Origin of the sequence: Azospirillum brasilense (assembly GCF_022023855.1) — a bacterium.
Classification (GTDB): Bacteria; Pseudomonadota; Alphaproteobacteria; order Azospirillales; family Azospirillaceae; genus Azospirillum; species Azospirillum brasilense_F.
The window spans coordinates 127,360-142,911 of sequence record NZ_CP059449.1; the positions used below are offsets into that span (position 1 = coordinate 127,360).

The window sequence follows — 15,552 nt, forward strand, 5'->3', positions numbered from 1 at the left end:
GGAATGCCCTAGATATGGGGATTTCAGCCCGTTTGTTCAAGTTTTGTTCACGGTTAAGCCCAGGCTGCTTGAACGGTTATTCGAGCTGTGTCCCCTGAACTTGTCCGTTGAGTGAAAGGGCCGTCCGTCCTAGGCTCCGGCTCAGCTTTTCCCTGATGGTCACGAGAGCGCATGCGCCCCCTGCTGTCCCTTCCCGTCCGCCTCCTGCTCGCCACCACGATCCTGGCCGGCTGCCAGACGACGGGCGCCCCGCCCGTGTCGGCCACCACCACGTCCGGAATCGCGAAGGCGTCCGCCGCCGCCCCGGCCAGCGTGGCCCCGGTCCAGCCCGCCGTCAGCTTTGCCGACTGGCTGAAGTCCCTGCGCGCCGAGGCGCTCGGCCAGGGCATCCGCGCCCAGACCTTCGACCGCGCCTTCGCCAACGTGAAGCTGTCGGACCGGGTGGTCGAGCTGGATTCCTCCCAGCCGGAGTTCAACCGCCAGCCCTGGCAGTATCTGGACAGCGCGGTCAACGACCGCCGCGTCCAGGCCGGGCGCCAGCGCATCCAGGACAACGGCGCGCTGCTGCGCCGCATCAGCCAGCGCTCCGGCGTCCCGGCGGAGATCCTGGTGGCCTTCTGGGGCGTGGAGACCGACTTCGGCAACTTCACCGGCGGCTTCTCCGTCGTCGACGCGCTGACCACGCTGGCCTATGAGGGCCGCCGCGCCAGCTACTTCCGGACGGAGCTGCTGGCCGCCCTGCGCATCCTCGACAGCGGCGACATCCCGCCGGAGCGGATGAGCGGTTCCTGGGCCGGCGCCATGGGCCAGACTCAGTTCATGCCGACCATCTTCCTGAAGCACGCCACCGACGAGGACGGCGACGGGCGGCGCGACATCTGGGGCAGCCTGCCCGACGTCTTCGCCTCCACCGCGAAGTTCGTGCAGGCCAACGGCTGGCGCACCGGGGAGCGCTGGGGCGAGGAAGTCACCCTGCCCGCCGGCTTCCCCTACGAGCAGGCCGAATACAACATCACCAAACCGGTCTCCGAATGGCGCCGCCTCGGCGTGCGGCCGGTCAACGGCGGCGATCTGAGCGGCGGCGAGGAGGAGCGGGCCGCCGTCCTGATGCTCGCCGGGGCGCAGGGTCCGGCCTTCCTGGTCCGGGAGAATTTCCGGGCGATCATGAAGTACAACCCCTCCACCAGCTACGCGCTGGCGGTGGCGCTGCTGTCCGACCGTCTGGCGGGTCGTTCCGGCGTCCAGGGAAGCTGGCCGCGCCACGAACCGGCGCTGAGCCGCGACGAACGGATCGAGCTTCAGGAGCGGCTGGCCTCGCTGGGCATGGAGCCGGGGACGGCGGACGGCATCGTCGGCGCCAACACCCGCAACGCCGTGCGCCGCTTCCAGCAATCGATCGGCGCCGTGCCCGACGGCTTCGCCACCAAGTCCCTGCTGGAACGGCTGCGCCAGTCCGCCGCTCCCGTCCCGGCGGCGGGCTGACAGGCCGCGATGCTGGCGGCGGCGAAGGGCTGGGCGCGGCGGATCAAGCGCGACGTGATCGCGCTCTACCTGGCGGCGCGCGACCCGCGGACGCCCTGGTACGCCCGCGTGGCCGCCGCCGCGGTGGCGGCCTACGCGCTCAGCCCCATCGACCTGATCCCCGACTTCGTGCCGGTTCTGGGCTACCTGGACGACCTGCTGATCGTTCCGCTCGGCATCCTGCTGGTCATCCGTCTGATCCCGGCGGCGGTGCTGGAGGAACACCGCGCCACCGCCGCCCGGCTGGCCGACCGGCCGGTCAGCTACACCGCCGCCGCTCTGATGGTCGGGATCTGGTTGGTCGCCGCCGTCGCCCTGTTCTGGTGGCTCGAACCCTATGTCGAGGGCTGGCTGGGGTAGAGGCGCGGACGCCGTCCCCTCATTCGCCCAGCAGATGCAGCGCCAGGGTCCGCTCGTGGGGCCGGCGGCGGTGCTCGAACAGATAGATCCCCTGCCAGGTGCCCAGCGCCATCCGCCCCTCCAGCACGGGGATGGACAGCTGCACCGTGGTCAGCGCGCTGCGGATGTGGGCGGGCATGTCGTCCGGCCCTTCCAGAATGTGGTCGTAAAGCGCGGGGCCTTCCGGCACCAGCCGCTTGAAGAAGCGCTCCAGGTCGCCGCGCACGCTCGGGTCGGCGTTCTCCTGGATCACCAGCGAGGCCGAGGTGTGCCGGCAGAAGACCGTCAGCAGACCGGTCTCCATGCCCTGGGTGGCGACCCAGCGGGCCACCGGCTCGGTCACCTCGACCAGCCCCTGGCCGTGGGTTTGGGTGGTCAGCGTTGTGACGGCCTGCCGCATGTTTGTCGCCCTCCGTGCTCGATTGCGCGTCTTGGAAGCGGGTCATCCATACACCAAATCGCTTGGCGTTCCCGACCAACAACAGGTGATTCATGGAACTGAACGGCCAGTACCGGATTCCGGCGGCGCGCGAGCGGGTCTTCACCGCGCTCTGCGATCCCGCCGTGCTGCAACGCTGCATCCCGGTGCTGGAGGAGATGGACCGGCTGTCGCCCACCGAATACACCGCGCGCGTTCGCGCCACGGTCGGGCCGCTGAACGCGCGCTTTGCCGGCAACGTCCGGGTAGCGCCGGAGGACGCGCCGCGCTTCTACATTCTCTACGCCGAAGGCAAGGGCGGTCTTGCCGGGGCGGTCAAGGGCGAGGCCCGCATCACGCTGGAGGAGGTGGACGGCCACACCCACTTGTCCTTCACACTCGCGGCGGCGCTGGGCGGGGCCGTCGGCCGTCTGGCGGTCAAGCTGGTCAAGGCCAAGGCCGACCGCGTCATCGACGGCTTTTTCGAGCGCTTCACGGCCGAGGTCCTGAACGGCTGACGCGGATGCCGGGGAAGCCTCGACAACGCACCCGCAAAAAACCACTTCGCAGTTGCGGGAATTTGATCCACCATCATGGTCATGACCGAACAACCCCCCGATGCGGGAGTTCGCCGAACATGATTGCCGACACCGTGATTGCCCATATCGCTGATCCGGCCCTGGCCCTCTCCATCCATCCACCCGCCGATGCACTGGACAGCCTTCCGGATGGCCCAGCCCTCGACCGGCTGCTGTTTACCCGCATCGTCGGCCTGGCCGCGCAGCATCCCGGCGGCGTCACAGCGTCCCTGGGACTGCCCCGCGGCGCGCTGGCCGAAGTGATCCGACGGCATGCGACGGGCTTCGCCCATCTCCTCCCCACCCTGCCTGACGGCAGCGGCGAGGACGCCATCGAGGAGGAGGATCTGCGAGCCTTCCTGCTCGACCACCGCGCCGCCGGGACCGTCGAGGAGGAATGGCTGGCCGCCATCGTCGCCCGCCGCACGCTGGGGCCGAATCACCTTTGGCAGGACATGGGCTTCGCCAACCGGCGGGAGCTGAACGCCATGTTCCGCCGCCATTTCCCGTCGCTGGTCGCGCTGAACAGCGGCGACATGAAATGGAAGAAATTCTTCTACCGCCAACTGTGCGAGCGCGAGGGGCTGATGCTCTGCAAATCCCCGAACTGCGAGGTGTGCGACGACTTCAGCGCCTGCTTCAGCGCGGAGGACGGCGACCCGCTGAGCACCCTGGCCCGCGTGGCCCGTGGCGAGGGGGCCTGAACGAAGGTGCCTGAACAAAGATGCGTTGCCGGTGAAGAAAGCCGCTTGACCGGAGCGCCGTCACCCGTTAGATAACGCCACCCGCCGGACGGAAGGCCAAGCAAGGCCCGATGAACGGCAGGTCTCCGATGGTCGCGTCAAGCATCAGCGGAAGGGTGGCCGAGTGGTTAAAGGCAGCAGACTGTAAATCTGCCCGCGTAAGCGTACGCTGGTTCAAATCCAGCCCCTTCCACCATCTGACGCGGCCGGTTCATGACAGGGTCATGGCCGGCCGTTTCCTTTTCCAGACAACGCTGAACTGTTGCCGCATCAGCGCGCCATATCAACGTGGCTGCGCTCCCAGATCCTCGAAGGTCAGGCCCTTGTCGGTGCGGGTGAAGCGGCCTTTTCCGTTCACGGTCATCGCCGGCACACCCGGCTGCGGCGCAAAGGTCGCCGCGTAATAGCAATCATACTGCTTGTCGTCCGGCTTCGGGGCGCCGTTCCGGTATTTGGTATCGACGCAGCCCTGCTTGCGGAAGCCCTCGAAACCGCGGAAGCCGCCCTGCCCCTGGCCGTCCAGTGCCCGCCGGGTGTGCGTTTCCACCAGCTTGCGCATGTCAGACTCGCCCGGCTCTCCTGAACAGGCGGCCAGCGGCAGCACCGCCAGACCGCACAGCACCGCACGCCGCACCACGCCCCCCATCCTCTTCCTCACTTGCCGGCCAGCAGACGGTCCACCCGCTCCTTCAGGGCACCGAAGGACGGCGGCTTCACGACGAAGCCGTTGACACCCAGGGACATGGCCTTCTTCACGATTTCGGATTCCGTGTGGTTGGTCAGGAAGACCACCGGCGTGCGGCGGTTCCGCACCTCCGCGCTGGCCCGCAGCTCAGCCAGGAACTGGAGGCCGGACACCGGCTTCATGTCGATGTCGCAGACGATCACGTCCGGGGTGGCGCGGATGCATTCCCGCATGCCGGTCTCCCCGTTGTCGGCCTCGGCGATCGAGCGGAAGCCGATCTGCGAGAGGATCTGCATGATGGTCCGGCGCACGAAGGGCTGATCTTCGATGACCAGAATGCTGTACTGCCCGTAATCGACCGGCTTCCTGTCCATCGCGGCACCCTCCTTCGCCCGAGCCCGGGAACTGGCCAGGGAGCTGGTCAAAGAACTGGCCAAGAACCGGTGGACCCAGCCCATGGTCGTACAGCCGAACACTGATAATGCGACTCCGCTGAACGAGCAACCAAAGGACGGTTACAACTTTTAAAGAATGGCGGATTTCCGGCGGCATGGAACGGCAAAGGGCCGCGCGGAACCGCACGGCCCTTGGTTATCCGCATGAATCGAAGGCACCTCCGGCGATCGCCCGACCCTACCGCCGGCTGGGACCCTGCAACCCCAGGAGGGAGGAAATGACGCCGGCGACGAACCGGCGCTCTGGGTGCAGTTCATGCACCGCCACCGCGCGCCCGGCAAAGGACAAGGCCGCTTTCGCCATGCCCGTCGGGTCCGGGCAAACCTCGCCGTCGATGCGGAAGCGCGTGACGGTCTTGGTCAGCTCGTGCATCGCCGTCAACGGCGGGATGCACATCAGGAAACGGGCGCTGGCGACCGGCGTGAAGCCGCAGCGCTCGAACATGGTCTGCACGGTCACCGGGGCACCGTCCGGCCCTTCGGTCCCGACCTGATAGCGGAGCAAGCGCTGCGCCCGCTCCTCCACCGCCTCGGACCAGCCGGCGGTGGCCGTAATCATAGGGTTGATCAAACCTGCCTCCAAATGCACCAGCCACGGGCCGCGCAGGCGCCAGGGACGTTAGATCGTTCGCCAAGCGAACAAGGTCAAGAAACATCCCGTATGATGGAAACCTGCATCCGTTTGCTTACAAAGCAATCGGTGTGCCAGCGAAGGGCGGCTGCGACGCAGGGCCGCCCCTTCCCATCGCCGGGTTCCTGCATCGCTTTGAAACTCCATCTGGTCAGCCTGTGGCGTCCGTATCGGCGCCGGAACGGCGCCACGGGATTCAACAGCGCAGCGACCGTTCCGGTGCCGCAGGCTGAGCTCCCCGCGCAACCAGGACATGTCGTATATGCGACAATCCGCCGCCCTTTTGGGCACAGCGTGTCGCTGCTCCGCAACCGACAGCCTAGAAGCGATGATTGGGACCCTTGCACGCGCGCGAATCGTCATGTCCGCGAAAACAATTCCTGTTCTGCGCTGTTGTCACCTGAAGCATGCGGATTCAAGAGCCGGAAGTTGTTGTGCGGCGGTGAGCGGGGGCCATCGTGGAGACATATATGCCGAAACATGCGGACTCGGATGAACCGGACAGGGGTGGATCAACCACCGGCAAGGCGTTGCGGGACAGCCTGGAAGCGCTGAACCGCAACCTTGCCGAGGGGGTCCGGACCGCGGATCGTCTGCAGCGCGACGCCAGCCGTCTGGTCGAGGAAAGCGCGCGTCTGGCCGCCGAACTAGTCGAGCAGCGCCGCGAGATGGGGCGGCTCCGCGACCGGCTTCACCGCGCCGAAGACCGCCGCACCGCTCGGGAGGAGGAACTGCGCCGTGCCCATGAGACGGCGGAGCGCGCCGACCGGGCCAAGGCGCGCTTTCTGACCGCCGCAAGCCACGACCTGCGCCAGCCGATCCAGGCGGCGGCGCTCTATGCCCACATTCTGCGTGGCGCCGTCGGCTCCAACCCCTCGGCCAGAGAGGCGGCGGATCTGCTCCAGGCCTCCATCGACAGCCTGAGCGGTATGCTGAGCGGCCTTCTGGACCTTGCCCGGCTGGAAGCCGGCGCGGTGGACGTCGTGGTCACGGAATTCAGACCCGACGCGCTGATGCGCCGTCTGGCCCAGGAGTTCCGGGAGAGCGCAACGACCGAGGGGACGAGCTTGCACGTCCACCCCTGCGGCGTGGCGGTGCGGACCGACCCGCGGTTGCTGGAACGGATACTGACCCATCTGCTGTCCAACGCCATCCGTCACGGGGGGGGAAACGGACGACGTGTTCTTCTGGGCTGCCGACGTCGCCCCGATGCGCTGGAATTTCAGGTGTGGGACGACGGACGGGGCATTCCCCCCGACGCCCGCGACGCCATCTTCGAGGAGTTCCACCAGCTCGACAACCCGGAGCGCAGCGCGGCCAAGGGCTTCGGCCTCGGCCTGCCGCTGGTGGCCCGCATGGCGCGGCTGCTCGGCCTGACGCTGGACCTGCGGTCGCAGGTCGGTCGGGGCACGGTCTTCATGGTGACCGTTCCGCGCGCCGCCCTCCCCCCCCAACCCGACCGCCGCCTGACCGCTGCCGCGCGCGCCATGGCCGTCGCCGCCACCAGCGCGGCGGTGACGGCATCGCCAACGGACCGGATGAAGGGCCGGCGGGTGCTGCTGGTGGAGGACGACGAGCGGGTACGCCATGCCATGACCATGCTGCTGAAACGCTGGGGCGTCCAGGTGACGGCCGTCGGCTCGGCGGAGGAGTTGGCTGCCCGCCTGCCCCGGATGCGCAACCGCCCCAATGTGGTGCTGGCCGACCATCGCCTGCCCGGCGGCCAGACCGGCCGCAAGGTGGCCGAGCTTGTACGGAGCCGCTGGGATGTGCCGGTGGTCATCATCACCGGCGACACGGCGCCGGAGCGGCTGCGCGAGGCGCGCTCCATCGGTTGCCGCCTGCTGCACAAGCCGGTGGAGCCCGGCGACCTCGCCGCCACGCTGGGCGACGTCATGGACCCGTGACTGTCGGGAGCTGCGGGAGCGGATCCGCAACTCCTGCCGACAACCGTAGCCCTGGAACGGAAACAGGCGCCCCCTTGGGACGTGTCCATTCATCACGAGGATTTCCCAGATCCTCTCGGCAAATGCAGCAAATGGCTTGGTGCCTCCGTGCGCAGAAGGAAGGAAATCTGACCGTGGATGATTGGCCGCCTCCCCTATCACCGATGCACCTCGGCGAAATGCGATCAGTAGCAAACAGGGCGCAGTGCTTGCTGACAAATTTCCCACTTCGCTACTTTTTCTAGCGTTATGTTCTTTTACGCACAGAACATGATAATAAAACCACGACTGTTTCGCGTCACAACTTCCACGATTTTAATAATTTGCAATGCATTAATACGCCGTACATTGTAATATATTGCAATTTTAAACACAGGGGCGATCATGAATTCTAATAATGGTTCGGCTGAGGCGGCGGGGCCGGAGCGCATTCCAGAAAAGAAGGCGGGCGCTGGGGCCTCAGGGTTCCGGTACCCGCCGTTTCCGTTTCCAGGTAGCCATACGTTGGGACGCGAGCCGCAAGCTGTGGGGGCGGTCTCCGGAAACGCAGGCCCGTTCAAGCGCGGAGCTTGACACAACCCTGGTGAGAACTTGTTGAGACGCGCCCCGCAGGTTATCCTGCAATTCCGCGCAGCCATCACTCCACCACTCTCGCTCGCCGGACCGCCGCCTTCGTGCCAAGGCGAGTCCGCCCACTCCCAGCATCCGTTCAAGGACGTCTCCCAAAGTGGACATTCCTCGAATATTCAACATCAGTGAAAGCGCTCACCGCATTCACAACCCGATCACACCGGAAAAGCTCGCCGCGCTCGGCGCCGCGCTACGTCTGGAATCGGGAGCCCGGGTGCTTGATCTCGGCAGCGGTTCGGGGGAGATGCTGTGCAGCTGGGCACGCGATCATGGCATCGTCGGCACTGGCATCGACATGAGCCGGTTGTTCACCGAGCAAGCGAAGCTCCGTGCCGTCGAACTCGGGGTCGCCGATCGTGTCACGTTCATCCATGGCGATGCCGCCGGATACGTTTCCGACGAGAAAGTCGATGTGGCCGCCTGTGTCGGTGCCACCTGGATTGCCGGTGGTGTCGCCGGCACGGTCGGGCTTCTGACGCGGAGCCTGCGCGCCGGAGGGATCATCCTCGTCGGCGAGCCCTACTGGAGGCGGATGCCGCCGACGGAAGAGATTGCCAAGGGGTGCCTCGCCAACGCCATCGCCGACTTCCTCACGCTCCCTGAGCTTCTCGCGTCCTTCGGCCGCCTTGGCTGCGACGTCGTCGAGATGGTTCTGGCCGACCAGGACGGCTGGGACCGCTACGAGGCGGCCAAATGGCTGACCATGCGCCGCTGGCTGGACGCCAATCCCGGCGACGACCTCGCGGAGGACGTTCGAGCCAAACTGACTTCGGAACCGGTGCGCTACGCCACCCACACGCGGGATTATCTGGGCTGGGGCGTTTTCGCGCTGATGCCGCGGCAACGCCTCGACTCACCCCAGACGTGACGCTCTCGGCGACACACCGTTCCGCGCCCGCAGATGATCGATGAGGACGCGCAGCCGCGGCGGCACCGTCCGGCGGCTGGGGTAGTAGAGATGGAAGCCGGCAAAGGGCGGGCAGAACGCCTCCAGGACGGCCACCAGCGCGCCGCGTTCCAGATGGGGCCGGAAGGTCTCCTCCATGCCGCAGGTGATCCCGGCGCCGGCCAGGGCCAGCCGGACCATCATCCCCATGTCGTTGGTCGCGACCCTCGGGTTCACCGCGATATCGAAGTCGCGGCCGTCCTCGGTGAACTCCCAGCGGTAGGGCGCCACGTCCGGCGCCGGACGCCAGCCGATGCAACGGTGGGCGAGAAGATCGCGCGGGTGAACGGGGCGGCCGGCCAGCGCCAGATAGGCCGGTGAGGCTACCACCAGCTGCCGCTGCGGGGCGGAGACCGGGACCGCGATCATGTCCTGCTCGATGGCCTCGCCCAGCCGGACACCCGCATCGAAACCCGCCGCGACGATGTCGAACTCCTCGTCGGTCACCAGGATGTCGATGCCGACCGATGGGTAGGCGGCCAGGAAGCCGGCCAGTGCCTCGCCCTCCAGAATGCTTTCCGCGATGGACGAGACGGCCAGCCGCAGCATGCCGCCGGGCGCCCCATGCGCCGAGGCGATGACCTCCAGCGCCGTGCCGATCTCCGCCAGCGCCGGGCGCGTCGCGGCCAGCAGATGCGCGCCCGCGTCGGTCAGCCGGACGCTGCGCGTCGTCCTTTGAAGAAGCGGCACGCCGATACGGTCCTCCAGCCGGCGGACCGCCTGGCTGACGGCGGAGCGGGTGACGCCCAGGCGCTCGGACGCCCGACGGAAATTGAGCGTCTCGGCCACCGCCAGAAACGCCGCCATGCCTTCGAAAGGATCGCTCATTGGTTAGAGAACCTAACCAGCCTGTTCACGATTGGCAACTCGAACTATCGAACGGTTGATCATAGCTTTTCTCCGTCACCGCAACGATCGACGGAAGGGAGCACGATATGACCGCGATCACCGACAAGACGATTCTCATCACCGGCGCCTCCAGCGGCATCGGCGAAGGCACCGCCCGCGTCCTCGGCGCCGCCGGGGCGAAGCTGGTGCTCGGCGCCCGCCGGACGGACCGGCTGGAGGCCCTGGCCGCCGACATCCGGACCGGGGGCGGGACCGCCGAGGTCCGCGCGCTGGACGTGACGAGCCGCGCGGACATGGCGGCCTTCGCCGCCTTCGCGCAGGAGCGGTTCGGGCGCATCGACGTGCTGGTCAACAACGCCGGGGTCATGCCGCTGTCCCCCATCGCCTCGCTGAAGGTCGAGGAATGGGACCGCATGATCGACGTGAACATCCGCGGCGTCCTTTACGGCATCGCCGCGGTGCTGCCGGTCATGAACGGCCAGGGCTTCGGCCAGATCATCAACATCGCCTCCATCGGGGCGCTCGCCGTGTCGCCGACCGCCGCCGTCTACTGCGCGACGAAATACGCGGTGCGGGCCATTTCCGACGGGCTGCGCCAGGAGAACGAGCGGCTGCGCGTCACCTGCGTCTGCCCCGGTGTCGTGGAATCGGAGCTGGCCCACACCATCACCGACCCGGAGGCCGAGGAGCTGATGCGGAGCTACCGCGCCGTCTCCATCAAGCCGGACGCCATCGGGCGGGCCATCCTGCACGCCATCGAGCAGCCGGACGACGTGGACACCAACGAGATCGTGGTCCGTCCCACGGCCAGCCATTGAGCCAGCCAAAGCGAAGGAAGTCAGCATGACCCACGGCACCGACACCCTCGGCCGTCCGCCCGCGCGCCTGCGCACCCTCGTTGCGGCGGGGCTGCTCGCCGCGGTTCCGGCGATGCCCGCCCCCGCCCTGGCCAGCGCCCTGACCACGGAGGAGCGCGCCAAGCGCGGCGGCGAGGTGATCCGCAGCCTGAACAACGGCCAGCCCCAACCCACACTGGAGCGGATGCGCGAGGAGTTCCCCTTTCTGGCGGAGGCCACCGAGGCCTACGCGCTGGGCGACGTCTGGTCCCGGCCGGGACTGGACACGCGGACCCGCCAGCTGGCTGCCGTCGCCGCCTTCGCCGCCATCGGCGAGACGGCCTTCATGAAGATCCACGCCGGCTACGCGCTCAACGCCGGCGTCTCCGAGGACGAGTTGAAGGAGATCGTCTACATGGTGACGGTCCCCGCGGGCTTCCCCCGCGCGATCTCCGCCGCACGCACCCTGTCGGAGCTGTTCGCCGAGCGCCGCCCGTCGGAAGGAGGCACGCCATGAAACGTGCATTCGCCCGAACCGCCACCCTAACCGCCGCCCTGCTCGCCTCCGGCGCCGAGGCCCTGCCCGACCGCAAGGCGCTGGCCCAGACCGCCGACCGGCCTGAAGTGCAGCAAGCGGATCACCCCTATGTCGGCCTGTGGGTGACGGAGGACGGCCGCGTCCGCCACGAGCTTCTCCCCAACAACCGCTACGTCGAGGCGCGGGGCAACCGGGAGAAGGCGTACCAGGGCCGCTATCGGGTTACCGGCGACCACATCGACTATTGGGACGACACCGGCTTCACCGCCGACGGCGACTTCATCGACGGGGTGCTGCACCATGGCGGGATGATCCTGTACCGGCGACGCTGACCGCAGCGCATTTTCTCTCCTGTTCAAAACTGTGAGGTGGACAACAGTGCCGGATGCCCGATCCGGGAAGAATGGCTGTGCAAGGGCGAGGTCTTCAAAGCGAACCGGCAAGAAGAAAGCCGAATGAAGCACCTCCCCCTGCACGGCACAATCCCCTGATCCGAAGGAAACGCATCAATGGCAAACGTTTACGGCACCAACAACGCCGACTATCTCGACATGATCAAGTACGGCGTCAGCAATGACTACGTGCAGGGTTACGACGGCAATGACACCATTCTCGGCTGGTCCGGCAACGACACGCTGGACGGCTGGAACGGCAACGACGTGCTCTACGGCGAGTCGGGCAACGACCTGCTGATGGGCTATTACGGCACCGACACGCTCTATGGCGGCAGCGGCAACGACCAGCTCTACGGCGAGAGCGGCTACGACAAGCTCTACGGCGGCGAGGGCAACGACACGCTGAGCGGCGGCGACACCTTCGACGACCTCTATGGCGGCATGGGCAAGGACCAGATGACCGGCGGGGCCGGGGCCGACTGGTTCTTCTTCGAGACGAAGGACAGCGGCGACATCTACGCCGGCAACGCCGACACCATCACCGACTTCAAGGACGAGGACCAGATCTGGCTGAAGGGCAGCTACAGCTACGCCGGCTCGACCAGCGCGCCCGCCGACGGCCAATACAGCATCTGGCAGAAGGACGGCAATTACGTCGTCACGTGGAACGCGGCGAACGACACCGGCTATCACGACCTGATCGTGAAGGGCGACAACCCGATGGGCGACATCTCCTTCTACTGATCCGCCTGACCGAGGTCCCGGGCGCGCCGTCCTTCCCGGCGCGCCCCTTTCCCTTCTCCGGACGACAGGAGCGCCCTTCCCATGGCCGCACGGGAATCCCGCCGCAGCCCATCCGCCGGCCCATCCGACCACCCGCCGGCCTTGCACGCGATCCGCCGGCGCATCGCCACCGGCCTCGCCGCCGCCGGCGGGTTCAGCGTCTTTCTCGCCCTCATCCAGCTGGCGATGCCGCTCTACACGATGCAGGTCTACGACCGCGTGCTGGGCAGCCGCAGCGTGGAGACTTTGGTGGCCCTGTCGCTGCTGGCGCTGGGCTGCTTTGCCGTGTTCGGGCTGGTCGAGGCGATCCGCGGGCGGCTGACCCAGGCCATGGGGCATCTGGCGGCGCGCAGCCTGACCATGGACGCGCTGGAGGCGTCTATGGGCGGCCTGCTGCGCGGCGGCGCCAGCCGCCCGGCCCAGGCGCTGCGCGACCTAAACGAACTGCGCCAGTTCCTGTCCGGGCCGAGCCTCACGGCACCGCTCGACGCCGCGCTCAGCCTCGTCTTCCTGCTTTTCCTGACGCTGATCCACCCGCTCTACGGCCTCGTCTGCGGTGGAAGCATCCTCTGTCTGGTCGGGGTGAGCCTGCTCGGCCGGATGCTGACCATGCCGGGTGCGGCGGAGGCCAACCGCGCCCTGTGCCGCCACGGCGCCGAGGTCGAAGCGGCATCGCACGGCGTGGAGGCCGTCGCCGCCATGGGCATGATGGGCAACCTGCGCCGCCGCTGGCAGGCGGTTGAGGACGACCATCTGCGGCTGGTCAACCGGACCGCGGGACGGGCACAGGCCGTCGCCTCGCTCGCCAAGGTTTGTCGGATGACCTCCCAGGTGGCGATCCTCGCCGCCGGAACGATGCTGGTGCTGGACCGGCAGGTGTCGCCGGGCAGCATGCTGGCCGCCTCCATCCTGATGGGCCGCGCGCTGGCGCCCTTCGAGCAGCTGATCGACTCCTGGCGCAACTGGTCCTCGGCCCGCGAGAGCCTGCGCCGCCTGCGCGTCCTGTTCACGGCGGACGCGGCTCCCACGCCGGGCGCTCCCCTGCCCCGCCCCAGCGGCTCCCTGCTGCTGGACCGCGTGACCTACGTCCCCCCGGGCTCGGAGCGCCCGACGCTGCGCGGCCTGTCCTTCTCGGTGGAGCCGGGCGAGGCGGTGGGCATCGTCGGCCCCTCGGCGGCGGGCAAGTCCACGCTGGCCCGGCTGCTGGTCGGCGTGCTGGAGCCGACCCAGGGCGGCGTCTATCTCGACGGCCACAATGTGTGGCGCTGGCACCGCGACGACTGCGGGCGGCATGTCGGCTATCTGCCGCAGGGCGTCGGCCTGCTCGGCGACACCGTGGAGGACGCCATCGCCCGGCTGGGCGAGCCCGACCCTGTGCTGGTCACCGCGGCTGCGCGGCGGGCCGGCGTGCACGAGATGATCGGCCGCCTCCCCGACGGCTACCAAACGGCGATCGGCGAAGGCGGCGCCCGGCTCTCCGGCGGGCAGAGGCAGCGCATCGCGCTCGCCCGCGCCCTCTACGGCGATCCCCGCCTGCTCGTTCTCGACGAGCCCAACGCGAACCTGGACCAGGCCGGCGAGGCGGCGCTGCTGCGCGCCATCGCCGAGGCCAAGGCCGGCGGCGCCGCGGTGGTGGTGATCGCCCACCGCCGCTGCGTCCTCGACGCGGTGGACCGCATCGTCGTGCTGCGCGACGGCATGATCGACCAGACCGCGACGCGGGCCGAGATGGTCCGGCGGCTGGGTACCGCCACCCCGCAGCCGGTCGCCGCTGCCGCCACCCCCTGATTGGAGAGTTCACGATGACCACGACCGAAACGCTGCTGGGCCGAAGCGCCATTCCGGCGGAACCGCGCCGCGCCGAGCCATCCATCGGCGGAGCGGTGCGGGCGGGCTGCGCGGTGATTGCCCTGGCGCTGGGCGCCGGGCTCGGCTGGGGCTTCCTGGCCCCGCTGGACAGCGCCGCCCACGCGCCGGGTACGGTGGTGGTGGACGGCAACCGCAAGACCATCCAGCATTTGGAAGGCGGCATCGTCGCCGAACTGGCGGTGCGCGACGGCGATACGGTGGCCGCCGGCCAGACCCTGCTCCGCCTGGAAGGGACGCAGAGCCGCGCCACCCTGGAGGAACTGTCCAACGAACAGGCTGCCGCCCTGGTCCGCATGGCCCGCTTGCGCGCCGAATACGCCGGCCAGCGCGCCTTCTCCGTCCCGGCGGAACTGGTGGATGGGAGCGCCGCCGCCCGGCGCGCCCTGGCCGTGCAGCAGCAGCTGTTTGCCGCGCGCTGGACCCGCCATGACGGCGACATGGCCGTGCTGCGCGAACAGCGCCTCCAGGCCGAGCGCGAGGTAACCGCCCACCGCGCCCAGGAGCGCGCGGCGGCGGAGCAGATCGTCTTCATCGAGGAGGAGTTGGCCGGCGTGCTCGACCTCTTCAACAAGGGGCTGGAGCGCAAGCTGCGGGTTCTATCGTTGAAGCGGGCCATGGCCGACCTGGCCGGCACCCGCGATCAGTCCCGCGCCCGCGCCCTGCTGGCCGAGCAGGCGGTGACGGTCGCCGACACCCAGCTCCATGCCAAGGAAACGGCCCGCCGCTCCGATATCGCCGCGGAGATGGAGGAGGCGCAGAACGCCCTGGACCAGACCGCCGCCCGCCTGAAGGCCGCCCGCGACGCGGTGGAGCGCACGGAGATCCGCGCCCCCGTCCCCGGCCGCGTGGTCGGGCTGGCCGTCTTCACCGTGGGCGGCGTGGTCAAGCCGGGCGAGCCGCTGATGGACATCGTTCCGGACAGCGGCCCGCCGACCATCGAGGCGCGCATCGACCCGCTGGACATCGACGTGGTGAAGGCCGGCCAGACCGCGCAGGTCCGCCTCAGCGCCTTCAAGCCCCGCCGCATGCCCTCGATCGACGCCACCGTTGTCGACGTCTCCGCCGACCGCCTGACCGACCCGACGACCCATGCCCCCTACTTCGTGGCCCGCATCCGCCCCCTGCCCGGCGCGCTGGAGCGCCTCGGCCCGGCGGCCCTGCATCCGGGCATGCCCGCCGACGTGCTGATCGCGACGGGTCAGCGACGGGCCATCGACTATGTGCTGGCGCCGTTGCAGGACGCCATGGCCCACGCGCTGACGGAGGATTGAGGGGAAGCGCGCCTACCCCACGTCGGCCAAAGAAAAAGCCCGCCAAGTCGAAGACTTGA

At 68.4% G+C, this 15,552-nt stretch carries 16 protein-coding genes, 1 tRNA gene and 1 pseudogene; 13 read left to right on the top strand and 5 right to left on the bottom strand.

Annotated features, from left to right (window positions below):
* Positions 1–171 precede the first annotated feature (171 nt).
* Both H1Q64_RS00630 and H1Q64_RS00635 read left to right on the top strand, forming a co-directional pair.
* Positions 172–1,482, top strand: coding sequence for a lytic murein transglycosylase (locus H1Q64_RS00630; protein ID WP_237903967.1), 1,311 nt, complete (start codon positions 172–174; stop codon positions 1,480–1,482).
* Between the two features lie 15 nt (positions 1,483–1,497).
* Positions 1,498–1,881, top strand: a pseudogene (locus H1Q64_RS00635) (YkvA family protein); the annotation flags it as partial.
* A 19-nt stretch (positions 1,882–1,900) separates the two neighbouring features.
* Here H1Q64_RS00635 and H1Q64_RS00640 read toward each other — a convergent pair.
* A complete protein-coding gene (locus H1Q64_RS00640) occupies positions 1,901–2,320 on the bottom strand; it encodes a secondary thiamine-phosphate synthase enzyme YjbQ (protein WP_237903968.1) in 420 nt (139 codons plus the stop codon).
* Between the two features lie 92 nt (positions 2,321–2,412).
* Here H1Q64_RS00640 and H1Q64_RS00645 point away from each other — a divergent pair, with 92 nt between their 5' ends.
* The 3 genes from H1Q64_RS00645 (at position 2,413) to H1Q64_RS00655 (ending at position 3,855) form a co-directional block, all read left to right on the top strand.
* Positions 2,413–2,856, top strand: a complete 444-nt coding sequence (locus H1Q64_RS00645) for a CoxG family protein (protein WP_014239881.1) — start codon at positions 2,413–2,415, stop codon at positions 2,854–2,856.
* A 119-nt stretch (positions 2,857–2,975) separates the two neighbouring features.
* Positions 2,976–3,620: a nitrogen fixation protein NifQ gene (locus H1Q64_RS00650; protein ID WP_237903969.1), complete on the top strand. Its 645-nt coding sequence runs from the start codon at positions 2,976–2,978 to the stop codon at positions 3,618–3,620.
* A gap of 149 nt (positions 3,621–3,769) precedes the next feature.
* Positions 3,770–3,855, top strand: a tRNA-Tyr gene (locus H1Q64_RS00655).
* Between the two features lie 87 nt (positions 3,856–3,942).
* On the opposite strand, the gene H1Q64_RS00660 is transcribed toward H1Q64_RS00655, so the two are convergent.
* The 3 genes from H1Q64_RS00660 to H1Q64_RS00670 form a co-directional block, all read right to left on the bottom strand.
* Entirely contained in the window at positions 3,943–4,305 is a 363-nt protein-coding gene (locus tag H1Q64_RS00660; protein ID WP_237903970.1) for a hypothetical protein, read from the bottom strand.
* 8 nt (positions 4,306–4,313) lie between these two features.
* A complete protein-coding gene (locus H1Q64_RS00665) occupies positions 4,314–4,718 on the bottom strand; it encodes a response regulator (protein WP_014239878.1) in 405 nt (134 codons plus the stop codon).
* Between the two features lie 259 nt (positions 4,719–4,977).
* Positions 4,978–5,358 carry a hypothetical protein gene (locus H1Q64_RS00670; RefSeq protein WP_237903971.1) on the bottom strand — a complete coding sequence of 127 codons (381 nt, stop codon included), beginning with the start codon at positions 5,356–5,358 and terminating at the stop codon, positions 4,978–4,980.
* 542 nt (positions 5,359–5,900) lie between these two features.
* Here H1Q64_RS00670 and H1Q64_RS00675 point away from each other — a divergent pair.
* Both H1Q64_RS00675 and H1Q64_RS00680 read left to right on the top strand, forming a co-directional pair.
* Positions 5,901–7,337 (top strand): hybrid sensor histidine kinase/response regulator, encoded by a 1,437-nt coding sequence (locus tag H1Q64_RS00675; protein ID WP_237903972.1) that lies wholly within the window; start codon positions 5,901–5,903, stop codon positions 7,335–7,337.
* Between the two features lie 766 nt (positions 7,338–8,103).
* Positions 8,104–8,874 carry an SAM-dependent methyltransferase gene (locus H1Q64_RS00680; protein WP_237903973.1) on the top strand — a complete coding sequence of 257 codons (771 nt, stop codon included), beginning with the start codon at positions 8,104–8,106 and terminating at the stop codon, positions 8,872–8,874.
* Here the strand turns inward: H1Q64_RS00680 and H1Q64_RS00685 are convergent.
* Positions 8,860–9,780, bottom strand: a complete 921-nt coding sequence (locus H1Q64_RS00685; protein ID WP_237903974.1) for a LysR family transcriptional regulator — start codon at positions 9,778–9,780, stop codon at positions 8,860–8,862. The genes H1Q64_RS00680 and H1Q64_RS00685 overlap by 15 nt on opposite strands.
* Positions 9,781–9,887: 107 nt before the next feature.
* On the opposite strand from H1Q64_RS00685, the gene H1Q64_RS00690 reads away from it, so the two are divergent.
* The 6 genes from H1Q64_RS00690 (at position 9,888) to H1Q64_RS00715 (ending at position 15,493) form a co-directional block, all read left to right on the top strand.
* Positions 9,888–10,619 carry an SDR family oxidoreductase gene (locus tag H1Q64_RS00690; RefSeq protein WP_237903975.1) on the top strand — a complete coding sequence of 244 codons (732 nt, stop codon included), beginning with the start codon at positions 9,888–9,890 and terminating at the stop codon, positions 10,617–10,619.
* A gap of 25 nt (positions 10,620–10,644) precedes the next feature.
* Positions 10,645–11,154 carry a carboxymuconolactone decarboxylase family protein gene (locus H1Q64_RS00695; RefSeq protein ID WP_237903976.1) on the top strand — a complete coding sequence of 170 codons (510 nt, stop codon included), beginning with the start codon at positions 10,645–10,647 and terminating at the stop codon, positions 11,152–11,154.
* Positions 11,151–11,507 (top strand): Atu4866 domain-containing protein, encoded by a 357-nt coding sequence (locus H1Q64_RS00700; protein WP_237903977.1) that lies wholly within the window; start codon positions 11,151–11,153, stop codon positions 11,505–11,507. The genes H1Q64_RS00695 and H1Q64_RS00700 overlap by 4 nt, the downstream gene beginning before the upstream one ends.
* Before the next feature lie 177 nt (positions 11,508–11,684).
* On the top strand, positions 11,685–12,314 hold the full coding sequence (locus H1Q64_RS00705; protein ID WP_145622308.1) for a calcium-binding protein: 630 nt from the start codon (positions 11,685–11,687) through the stop codon (positions 12,312–12,314).
* 81 nt (positions 12,315–12,395) lie between these two features.
* Positions 12,396–14,141 carry a type I secretion system permease/ATPase gene (locus H1Q64_RS00710; protein ID WP_237903978.1) on the top strand — a complete coding sequence of 582 codons (1,746 nt, stop codon included), beginning with the start codon at positions 12,396–12,398 and terminating at the stop codon, positions 14,139–14,141.
* A 14-nt stretch (positions 14,142–14,155) separates the two neighbouring features.
* Positions 14,156–15,493: an HlyD family type I secretion periplasmic adaptor subunit gene (locus H1Q64_RS00715; protein ID WP_237903979.1), complete on the top strand. Its 1,338-nt coding sequence runs from the start codon at positions 14,156–14,158 to the stop codon at positions 15,491–15,493.
* Positions 15,494–15,552: the final 59 nt, after the last annotated feature.